At 31.4% G+C, this 11,409-nt stretch carries 7 protein-coding genes and 1 pseudogene; 4 read left to right on the forward strand and 4 right to left on the reverse strand.

The annotated features are described in order from the left end of the window. Positions 1-2,387 (reverse strand): hypothetical protein (locus tag ACIQ66_RS11270; protein ID WP_396212895.1); only part of this gene is annotated, 2,387 nt, incomplete at its 3' end. A 407-nt stretch (positions 2,388-2,794) separates the two neighbouring features. Here ACIQ66_RS11270 and ACIQ66_RS11275 point away from each other — a divergent pair. From ACIQ66_RS11275 to ACIQ66_RS11290, 4 genes are all read left to right on the forward strand, one after another. Then, positions 2,795-3,280, forward strand: a complete 486-nt coding sequence (locus tag ACIQ66_RS11275) for a SixA phosphatase family protein (protein WP_396212896.1) — start codon at positions 2,795-2,797, stop codon at positions 3,278-3,280. A gap of 4 nt (positions 3,281-3,284) precedes the next feature. Next, positions 3,285-5,405, forward strand: a complete 2,121-nt coding sequence (ppk1, locus tag ACIQ66_RS11280; RefSeq protein ID WP_396212897.1) for a polyphosphate kinase 1 — start codon at positions 3,285-3,287, stop codon at positions 5,403-5,405. Positions 5,406-5,593: 188 nt separating this feature from the next. After that, positions 5,594-6,484: a Ppx/GppA phosphatase family protein gene (locus ACIQ66_RS11285; RefSeq protein ID WP_396212898.1), complete on the forward strand. Its 891-nt coding sequence runs from the start codon at positions 5,594-5,596 to the stop codon at positions 6,482-6,484. 15 nt (positions 6,485-6,499) lie between these two features. Then, positions 6,500-8,575 carry a prolyl oligopeptidase family serine peptidase gene (locus ACIQ66_RS11290; protein WP_396212899.1) on the forward strand — a complete coding sequence of 692 codons (2,076 nt, stop codon included), beginning with the start codon at positions 6,500-6,502 and terminating at the stop codon, positions 8,573-8,575. On the opposite strand, the gene ACIQ66_RS11295 is transcribed toward ACIQ66_RS11290, so the two are convergent. The 3 genes and pseudogenes from ACIQ66_RS11295 to ACIQ66_RS11305 all read right to left on the reverse strand — a co-directional run. Continuing rightward, entirely contained in the window at positions 8,572-9,096 is a 525-nt protein-coding gene (locus ACIQ66_RS11295) for a DUF4199 domain-containing protein (RefSeq protein ID WP_396212900.1), read from the reverse strand. The two genes, ACIQ66_RS11290 and ACIQ66_RS11295, sit on opposite strands and share 4 nt — an antisense overlap. Positions 9,097-9,522: 426 nt before the next feature. Then, positions 9,523-9,984, reverse strand: a complete 462-nt coding sequence (gene tnpA, locus ACIQ66_RS11300) for an IS200/IS605 family transposase (RefSeq protein WP_396212901.1) — start codon at positions 9,982-9,984, stop codon at positions 9,523-9,525. Positions 9,985-10,924: 940 nt separating this feature from the next. Then, positions 10,925-11,209 (reverse strand): annotated as a pseudogene (locus ACIQ66_RS11305) (DNA methyltransferase); the annotation flags it as partial. Positions 11,210-11,409 lie beyond the last annotated feature (200 nt).

The following is an 11,409-nucleotide window of genomic DNA, read 5'->3' on the forward strand; positions in this document are numbered from 1 at the left end:
GTTGGCACCGCAACCGGATTACTAAGAGTAACAGGGAAAGTTATAGTATTTCCTTCGGTAGCAGAAGCATCAGCAACGGTAATAACTAAAGTATCTTCGTTATCATTAATTGTACCAATACCTGTATCTGTAGAATTTCCAACAGGCCCAGTTGAAGAAGCTATTGATAAAAGTAAAGTTTCAGTACCCTCAATAATTATATCATCAACAGTGTTAATTGTAAATGTTGATGTTATAGTATTGGCAGGAATTGTAATTGTTAGAGTGCCTGGTGGAGTCCAATCTGCATTGGAAGTTGTTTGATTAGTAATTGCAAACGTTAAAGTAATTGGTGTTGTTACCGAATTACTCAATGATATTGGAAAAACTAATGCACCGCCTTCAGTAACCGTAAAATCACCAATTGTTACTGTTGGAGGAACAGTTACTGTAGGCGTTATTGATGAACAATTGTTTGGTACAAACGGATCAGTATTAGTTCCTTCAATACAGGCTGTATTAGTATAGTTACCAGTTGTATTGACAACAACATTAATTGTTAATACTGCACTAGAACCATTATTTAAATTACCTATTGTCCAAATACCTGATGTATTGTCATAAGTTCCATTTGTAGCTAGGTAAGAAGAAAAAGTATAACCTGTTGGCAATAAATCAGTAACAGTAACATCTGTATCATTACTTGAACCTAAATTGGAAGCTGTAATTGTAAAAGAAACTGGATTACCAGATATTGCTGATGCAGGACCGGTTTTAACCACTCTTAAATCAGAACATCCTTTGTAAATAAATTCTGTAACTTTTTCTGATTTAATTCCCCAACCCCAAGTATTTATAATACGTCCATTACCAAAGTCATTACAAGTAGTGTTATCATTTTCATTATTTGGACTACTACCATTATCAGGCGCTGGAATTAATTGCGTAGGATTACCATTAAAACTCCATGCATGTGCTGGGCCTGGCGTTCCTATTATTGAATTATTAATACCCGTTCCAGTCTGGTTGTTTGTGTTAGGGATACAGTTTGTTCCAACGTTAGTTAATAATGAGTCATCCCAATACATCAATGAATTAGCTATTTGTATTGGTTGAATAACTGCTACATTTATACCACTTTTATTAATTTCAGCATCATACAAAGGTAAATTATACCTTCCTTTTAGATAGTTTAAAGTTAACTCCATTAAAGTACCATCGGGAACATTATTCCCAAGCGCATCTAATCCATTCCATGAGATACTATTATTTCCAGCAGGAAGATTGTTTTCCTCAATTATTAAATCGGAGGTATTAGGCTGATAACCAGGTGTACCATTAGCATCAATTAATATTGATACGTCACCAGGTTCACTTGTATTAAAATTAATATTAAAAGGGCTACAGTTTGTTATTGCAGGATTTAAAAAAACAGGAGCAGCAGGAACAGTTGCTATTCCATACTGAATAGGGTCGGGTTGATTTAAGAAAATTTTAAAACCGTTGAGTAAACTTGGCGCTGTAGTACTGTTAATAGATCTCCTTGTAGTTGCCCATGGACCAATATTAGATACACCATAACTATTCAATGCTAAGTCGTAAGCTAGTGGTTTAAAACCCGTACCAAAATTAACTTTTAATATTACTTTATCATCTGTATAAACATATAATTGAGGCGACGAACTTGATGTTTGAATTACCCCAAATCCATTGGTAGGTATTGAATTGTTAGCGGTGGTACTGGGTGTTAAGGCAACCAATCCCCATTTATCTGAATGAATTCGTCCAGATTTTCTAGGATTAACTCCGCTTGAATTTGCCACTGTTAGGTCAAAGAAAGGTGCAACGGCTCTACCTAAATTTGTAGTTATAGGGGTAACTCCTCCGTCATCGCTTCTATAAAATTCAATCCAAAATTCTCCTGCTACTGTTGGGTCAAATACTAATGGATCATAACCAGTAGTAACTCCTCCAATATTTGGACCAATTATAGCTTCATTATAAGTGTCAATACTACCAGCGATGTTATTTGCACTATTCCATAAACCAAACTGGACTTGAGTGCCACTTGGATTATATATTCTGTAGTAAAGATTATTTATTCTAATAGCATTTACTGCTACAAAGTTTCTCCAGTCAAAACCAAAATATAAATTTTCGTTTGCTGGATTATTTATATAAAAATATATTCTATTATCTTCTCCAGCTGGTGTAATGTTATCCCAATAAGAACCTGATTGCACATCTGGAAGAATTGTAACTCCTGTTATAGTTTGAGGATTTGGAAATGTTGCTGGAGGCGAAAGAGAAGGCGTACCCTCTGCAAAAGCATCATTACTATTTAATAATAATAGCGTTAAACCAAATAAAAATAATTTACTAAGCTTCGAATTAGATATAAAATCCATTTATTAATTTGTTTTTAGATTGGGTAATCAAAAAAAATGTATTTAAGTTGAGCATAATTACACTTTCTAGCACCAAAAATAGATAAGAGTCTTTCATTAATAAAAAGATTATCCGTGAATTGCAATTTTAGTCGATAAAACACTAAAAATGAATAATAAGTAGCTTCTAAAATCAATAAATCTTAAAATAGTATAGGTTCTAGAATTGCTTTATGAACACTTCTTTTAATAACTAATAATAGCTAATAAGTAAAACATTTTGTTTATAGATAAAATTATTAATGGTCGATTAAATGCTGGTTTTTTTTAACTGAAATCTTCTTTATACTTCAAAATTGATACTAACTGCTTTTTAGATGTAGATACTATTTTAACTAAATTTGCAAACTAATTTTTAGTTTAAAAAAATGAAAAATTTAATTCTAATTAGACACGCAAAAGCAACACAAGATTTTAGTTTTAAAGACTTTGATAGAAATATAATTTCTAAAGGAATACAAAACTCAATTTTGGTAGCTGAAAAGTCCAACTATTTAGTTGATTCAAGTTATACTATTTGGTTAAGTTCCGCAGTAAGAACTCGTGAAACATGTAAAGTTTTTGTTAAATATTGGGAGTTTGTTCCAAATCAAATAATTCTAAAAGATAATTTATATACTTTTGACGGAAATACATTAGAAAAAATCATCAAAACGTGTCCTGATACTATCGAAAATTTAGTTATTTTTGGGCATAATAATGCATTAACAGATTTTGTTAACCAATTTGGCAGTATTTACATCGATTCAATTCCAACTTCTGGTTTGGTTTCAATTATATTTAGTGTTACAAGTTGGCAAACTATAAATAAAGGTAAAACGGATAAAATTATTTTTCCAAATCATTCCTTATAATAATATGACTTTAGAAAAAAATTACCAATATATTGATAAAGAAAAAAGTTGGTTAGCTTTTAACGCACGTGTACTTCAAGAAGCAGCTGACGAAACAGTTCCATTGCTTGATAGATTACGTTTTTTAGGAATATTTTCTAACAACCTTGATGAGTTTTTTAGAGTAAGATACGCCGCAATTCGTCGCTTAAGTTTAGCGGGAATTTCTGGTGAAAATGTTCTAGGTGGCATTACAGCGCAACAATTAGTAAAAGAAATTACAGAAATTGTAATTAAGCAACAAGCTGAAAGTTTAAAAATATTAAAAGTTATAGAAAATCAACTAGAAAAAGAAAACATATTTGTTATTAATGAAAATGAGCTTTCTACTGAATATCAGTTATTTGTTAAAGATTTTTTTATTCAAAAGGTTAGTCCAGCAGTTGTAACTATTATCTTAAATGATTTAGACGAATTTCCCTTATTAAAAGACACTTCGGGTTATCTAGCTATAAAATTAGTAATGAAACCTAAAGAAAAAGCATCACTTTTAGGATTAGTAAAACCAAAAAAAGAGAAAAGGTATGCATTAATTGAAATACCTAAAAATATCAATAGAATTGTAGAGCTTCCATCGTCAAGTGAAAAAAAATATATCATACTTCTTGACGATGTAATTCGTTATAATTTAGAAAGTATTTTCAATATTTTTGATTACGAAAGCATTTCGGCTCATATGATAAAAATTACGCGTGATGCCCAATTAGAGATCGACTCAGACATCAATAAAAGTATGCTAGAAAAAATTGCTACTTCTGTAAGAGATAGGCGTATCGGCGAGCCAGTTCGTTTTGTTTATGATACTGCAATTAGCAAAGACACACTCAAATTTTTCCTTACCCGAATGGGAATAGATGCTTCTGATAGTATTATTCCAGGTGGTCGATATCATAACCGTCGCGATTATATGGATTTTCCTAATCTAGGAAGACATGATTTGCTTTACCAACAAAAAAAGCCTTTACCAGTAGAAGGTCTTTCGCTAGAAGGTAGTATTCTTAACAAAATAGCACAAAAAGATTATCTTGTTTTTGCACCTTATCAATCCTTTTCTTATTTAATTAAGTTTCTGCGAGAAGCGGCTCTAGACCCGAAAGTTACAACTATTAAAATTACTTTATATAGATTAGCCAAAAACTCGCAGATTATTAGTTCACTTATAAATGCAGCTAAAAACGGTAAGAAAGTTACGGTTCAAATCGAGTTGCAAGCGCGTTTTGACGAAGCAAGTAATATTTCGTATGCCGAACAAATGCAAACCGAAGGAATAAATCTTATTTTTGGTATAAAAGGATTAAAAGTACATAGCAAAATTTGTGTTATTGAACGAATTGAAGACGATGGAAAACTTAAGCGTTACGGATTAATTTCGACAGGAAATTTTAACGAATCTACTGCTAAAGTTTATACCGATGTAACACTTTTTACAAGTCATCAACAAATTTTAAAAGATGTTATCAAAATTTTTGAGTTTTTCGATGTCAATTATCGTGTACATCGTTACAAACATCTTATCGTATCACCACATTATAGTCGTTCTAAATTTACTAAATTAATTGAGAGAGAAATAACCAATGCGCTTGCAGGTAAACCTGCATATATCAATCTAAAAATGAACAGTTTGTCTGATTACCAAATGATAGATAAACTGTATGATGCCAGCAATGCAGGGGTTAAAATAAAATTGCAAATTCGAGGTATTTGTTCGCTAATTCCAGGTGTAAAAGATATGTCCGAAAACATTGAAGCTATTAGTATTGTAGATAATTTTCTAGAGCATTCTCGCGTATTTATTTTTGGTAACGACGATAATCCCGAAGTCTTTATTTCGAGTGCCGATTTTATGACCCGAAATCTCGATGGTCGAGTAGAAGTTACCTGCCCAATTTACCAAGAAGATATAAAAAAACAACTAATAGATAATTTCAATATTGGCTGGAAAGGAAACGTAAAAGCCCGCTATCATTCCGAAAAATTAGATAATAAATATAGAATTCGTAAGCTAAACGAACCAGTTTTCAGAGCGCAACTCGAAACCTATAAATATTACGAAAAAAACGTCGAAGACAGAATTGATAAAGTATAATATACGAGCCTATTTCCAGCTATTCGTTACAAGCACTTGCTGTAGCACTTTTTTTCTAAGTCTTTACAAGAGCTTCCGTTGGTCGCTTTATAAAGCCAAGAAAAAAGAAGTCCTACAACTGCGTGGCTTTTCACTTTTATCTGGGGCAGATTAGTGCTAAATAACAACCAATAACTCCCAAATCAGAAATGATTTCAATAAAAAAATACGCCGCAATCGATATTGGTTCCAACGCCATGCGATTGCTTATTACCAACATTGTCGAACAACAAGGCAAAGAAACGCAGTTTAACAAAAGTGCTTTAATTCGTGTACCTATTCGTTTAGGACAAGATGCCTTTACAGTAGGTGAAATTTCTCCCGAAAATATCGATCGTATGATTGATGCCATGACCGCTTTTAGACTTCTTATGAAAGTGTATAAAATTGACAAATACAAAGCCTGTGCCACATCAGCAATGAGAGAAGCCTATAACGGAAAAGAAGTCATCGAAATCATTCGTGAAAAATCAGAAATTGATATCGAAATTATCGACGGAAAAGTAGAAGCTACCATTATTGCTTCTTCCGATTTACATAGTTTTCTTTCTACCGACAAAACCTATCTTTATGTTGATGTGGGTGGCGGAAGTACTGAGTTTTCACTATTTTCTAATGGCAAAATGGTTGTTTCCAAATCGTTTAAAAACGGAACCGTTCGTTTACTTAATAACATGGTAAACGACATTGTTTGGGAAGAAATCGAAAAATGGATTAAGACCAACACCCAAGATTACGAAAATATAACGTTAATAGGTTCTGGTGGAAATATTAATAAATTGTTTAAATTATCAGGAAAACAACAAGACAAGCCCCTTTCTTATTTTTACCTTAACTCACAATACCAATATTTGAACTCATTGACTTACGAACAACGTATTGCCGAAATGGGATTAAACACCGACCGTGCCGACGTAATTATCCCAGCAACTCGAATTTATCTTAACGCCATGAAATGGAGTAATGCACGCCATATTTATGTGCCTAAAATTGGACTTTCCGACGGAATTGTAAAAGCCTTGTATTATGGTCGTATTTAAAAATAGTTAAAATATATGCAAAAAATTTTCTCTCAATTTGCCTTTTGGCTGCCACTAGCAATCTATTCTCAGCAGTATCCAGTTACCAAAGAAGTTCCTTTTAAAACAGAAAAATTTTCAACCACAATTGTAGATAATTATAAATGGCTGGAAAATGCTAATAATGATGAAGTTACAAGTTGGGTAAACGCTCAAAATTTTCTAGCCAACACACATCTTGAAGAAATTTCAAAAAACTATTCTTTTGCTTCTAAAATTAAAGAGTACAATTCATTAACAACTAATAGATTACCTTCTAAAAAAGGAAAATATTTTTATTCTGTTTATAGAAAAGATAAGTCGCTTCCTGGTGCATTATTTTATAGAAAGAATTTGAATGATGTAGCAATAGAAATCTTTAATCCATTTAAGATTACAAAAGATAAAAATGACTTTATTTCGGGCTATTATCCTTCTAGAAACAGTAAGTATGTTGCCGTTAATATCAGTTTGGGTGGAAGCGATATAAATCAAATGCGATTTGTAGAAATTAATACAATAAAAGTTATAGATGACGTTATTAGGAATGTTAAACTTTCAGCTATTGTTTGGAATTTAGATAGAGGTGTTTATTACAAGAAAAATACAAACAAAATTGCTACAGCCAAAGATTCGACTTTTCAAATTTTTTATCATGCCATAGGAACTAAACAAGAAGATGATAAACTTGTTTATGATGCAACCAAAACCAATGGAATGGTTAATTTTTCAAAGTCGGGAGACAAACTTTTAATTGTCGAAAAAAATAATACTGGTGTTACATATCTAACCACCAAATTAGATTCTGAAACATACGAACTAGAGAATATTATTGAAAATGACACAACCGATTTTGACTTTCATTATTTCAGAAAAGACAGATTTTACTTTTCTTCAAAAGACTATGATTGGGGCGAAATTCGCTATTTTGAAATAAATAATAAAAGTGAAGAAAAAGTAATTATTCCTCAAATTTATAATCATTTGCTTCTTGATACAGAATTTTTAGATGAATATATTGTTTGTAAATATAAAACACTTGGCAAAAATTACATTAGTGTTTATGACTATGAAGGTCAGTTTATTAGAAAGTTTGACGCGCCACCAGGATTTGATTTTAGCATCAAGTTTTATGATTTCGAAAAAGATGATCTGTATGTAAGTTTTAGTTCTTATACCGTTTCGTATCAAAATTTTAGACTCAATCTTAAAACAGGAGAAGTACATCAGTACTTTAACGATTACATTCAGCCTAAACCCACTATTTTTCCATTAGATTATTTTGAAACAAAGATTTTGACTTTCAAAAGCAGAGATGGAAAAGATGTACCAATAACAATTGTACATAAAAAAGGATTAAAATTAGATGGCAACAATCCAACTTTGTTAGAAGCATATGGCGGTTACGGCATAGTTAGTGGCTACTCGTTTGACTCTGGTTTATTGTGTTTTCTTGATAAAGGTGGGGTTTATGCGTATGCTGCTATAAGAGGTGGCGGAGAAAAAGGAAGTAATTGGCATAGAGATGGTAAGGGTTTAAAAAAAATGAATTCGTTTAATGATTTTATTGATGCAGCCGAATATTTGATAAATGAAAAGTACACTTCGTCAGCAAAACTAGGAATAACTGGAGCTTCAAATGGTGGATTGCTTATTGGTGCAGTAATTACACTACGACCAGATTTGTTTAAAGTTGCTATTCCTAGAGTTGGTGTTTATGACATGCTCAATTATGAATCATTTACCGCTGGAATTTATTGGAAAAACGAATATGGTAATGTAGAGAAAGAAAAAGATTTCAAAAACTTACTTTCGTATTCGCCTTTGCATACTATAAAACCCAAGTCAAATTATCCAACAATGCTTATAATGACTGGCAAAAATGATGATAGGGTTGTACCATCACACTCATATAAATTTGCTGCAAAATTGCAAAATAACGAAGGACAAACAAATCCAATATATTTGAGAACTAGCGATGGTTCAGGTCATTACGGAAAAACAAATTATAAAGAAGCAGTTGAAGAAGAAGCCTTGTTTTACAGCTTTTTATTGTATCATTTGAATAACTAATTAGCTTCTTTCTTTTTAATTACTAAAGCAAAAATCAAGGAGAAAAATAGCCCAATTGGTAAGATTTCAGAGTAGGTCATACCAATAACGTATAAAGGATTTTTATACGATTCTGTTATTTGATTCATTTCGGCAGTTTTGGTTGCTATTTCGGTTGCGCTCAATTCGCTCGATTGTAGTTTTGTTATTTCGCTAGCTGCATATTTTTCCATAAAATCAGGATAAAAATTATGCAATTCAAAAAGCCAAACTAGTACGTATATCGTTGAAATTAAAAAAGCAATTGAAAATCCAATTGTGAAAGCTTTTCCAAAGGTAATAGAACCATTATTGACATTATCTCTATATTGCTTCATTCCGATAAATGTAAATATAAAAGCAATAAACATTCCTGAAAACCCCAGAATATAGCTTAACGCTTCGTTATCAAGATTTTGAGAATGAAAATATACGCTCAATCCCATAAATATCGAAACAATTATTCCTCCGATAAATCCGTTTTTTAAGATGATAGTTTTCACAAGTTTAGTTTTGGTTAGTATTTCAAAGATATAAAATTAAACAGTGGTAAAAAATGACCCATTAGAAAATAAATCCCGTAGGGATTAAATATCGGTAAAGGAACTCCCCAGATAATAAATCCCGTTAGGGATTAAATATCGGTAAAAAAGTAGTTGCTTAGAAAATAAATCCCGTTAGGGATTAAATATCGGTAAAGGAACTCCCCAGAAAATAAATCCCGTTAGGGATTAAATATCGGTAAAAAAGTAGTTGCTTAGAAAATAAATCCCGTAGGGATTAAATATCGGTAAAGGAACTCCCTAAATAATAAATCCCGTTAGGGATAAAATATCGGTAAAAAAGTATCTGCTTAGAAAATAAATCCCGTAGGGATTAAATATCGGTAAAAGAACCCATTAGGAAATAAATCCCGTTAGGGATGCTATTCAGATTAGCTCATTAAAAATGTAACGCTCATCATACTCTATCTCAAAAACTTTTAAAAACTTCAAATATTCTTCTCTAAATGATTCCTTTTTATGATGGTTTTCTTGATTTTGAATGTAACGAATAACATTATTGACATGTGATTTGGAATATGAAAACGCTCCGTATCCCTCTTGCCATTCAAACTTTACTTTTAAAAACTTCTTTTCATTTATCCATTTGGAAGAGCTACCTTTTATATCTTGCAATAAGTCAGAAATTGACTGGCTTGGTCGCATACCAATAAAAATATGCAAATGGTCTGGCATTCCATTTATAGCTAATAATTTGTGATTGTTTTCTTTGATAATACCTGAAATATATTTGTATAATTCTTCTTTAAAAGAGGCATGAATAAGCCCATTGCGATATTTTACCGCAAAAACAAATTGTAGATGTATTTGTGTATAGGTATTTGCCATTTCTCAAATATCGTCCCTACGGGACTTTGTAAACTATTGATTATACTTTTTACCAAAATTGAATCCCTAATGGGATTGATAACTGAAAATATAAATGTAATGAATTCTTAAATAATTATTTATCAAATTGAATTTCTAGCTAGAGTTTTTTTTCAACCATACAAAGTAAAAGAAATAGTTAGTCAGAACCAATTTTGTACAAAAAAAAGTGCCAAAATTTCTTCTGGCAACTTTCTTAGTATTAACTTTTAAAAATGATGAATTACTCAGTAGAAACATTTCTATAACGTGAAATTGGTTTTAGAATTGTGAGATTAGAAAAAAAACTACAAGGTTTGAGGATGTAGTTTTGTGGGTTTTATGTTGGGAAGTTGTTGAAATTCGCAGAGCTGTGACAACAATTATATTTATTACTTATTGAAAAGATAACTCAGAAATTCTAATGAATTAAGAAATTGAAGGTAGATTTTTATTTTAAAATAAATCCCGTTAGGGATTAAATATCGGTAAAGGAACTCCCTAGAAAATAAATCCCGTTAGGGATAAAATATCGGTAAAGGAACTCCCTAGAAAATAAATCCCGTTAGGGATTAAATATCGGTAAAGGAACTCCCTAGAAAATAAATCCCGTTAGGGATTAAATATCGGTAAAGGAACTCCCTAGAAAATAAATCCCGTTAGGGATAAAATATCGGTAAAGGAACTCCCTAGAAAATAAATCCCGTTAGGGATAAAATATCGATAAAGGAACTCCCTAGAAAATAAATCCCGTTAGGGATAAAATATCGGTAAAAAAGTAGTTGCTTAGAAAATAAATCCCGTTAGGGATAAAATATCGGTAAAGGAACTCACCAGATAATAAATCCCGTTAGGGATTAAATATCGGTAAAAAGTAGTAACTTAGAAAATAAATCCCGTTAGGGATGCTATTTAAGCCAGATTAGAATTCCAAATCGGGTGAATATATATCTTTCGGCTCTTCAACTAAATACAATTGCAATTGGTTTTTGGTCTCAAAACCGTTTATTTTTTTTCTATAAGTTTCAGCAATTTTTGGATTTTCTATTTCAAGTTTTCGGTTTTTACTGATTTCTAAAAATTCGGTTTCCATGTCTATTCCTAAAAAGCGACGATTGGCTAAATTGGCTGCAATTCCTGTTGTAGAACTTCCTGCAAATGGATCTAAAATCCATGCGCCTGGTTTGGTGGATGCTAAAATACATTTATACTTTTTTTAATATTAATTTTTTTAAAAAAAGTAAATTTTTATTTAAAGAATTGAAAATGAATAGATTTTAATTTTTTTATAAAATATTGATTTTGATCACATTATAATTTGTTTTTATAAAATATTGATCTAATATTTGCATTAAATAATTTATTATGAATACATCTTTTGAACGCTGTGAAAACACTAAAGTAGAA

It is taken from the genome of Flavobacterium sp. (genome assembly GCF_044377315.1).
Lineage (GTDB): Bacteria > Bacteroidota > Bacteroidia > Flavobacteriales > Flavobacteriaceae > Flavobacterium.

Excerpts from the sequence above, each read along its gene's own strand:
- ACIQ66_RS11275 (WP_396212896.1), top strand. The coding sequence starts at position 2,795 with ATGAAAAATTTAATTCTAATTAGACACGCAAAAGCAACACAAGATTTT.
- ppk1 (WP_396212897.1), top strand. The coding sequence starts at position 3,285 with ATGACTTTAGAAAAAAATTACCAATATATTGATAAAGAAAAAAGTTGG.
- ACIQ66_RS11285 (WP_396212898.1), top strand. The coding sequence starts at position 5,594 with ATGATTTCAATAAAAAAATACGCCGCAATCGATATTGGTTCCAACGCC.
- ACIQ66_RS11290 (WP_396212899.1), top strand. The coding sequence starts at position 6,500 with ATGCAAAAAATTTTCTCTCAATTTGCCTTTTGGCTGCCACTAGCAATC.
- tnpA (WP_396212901.1), bottom strand. The coding sequence starts at position 9,984 with ATGGCAAATACCTATACACAAATACATCTACAATTTGTTTTTGCGGTA.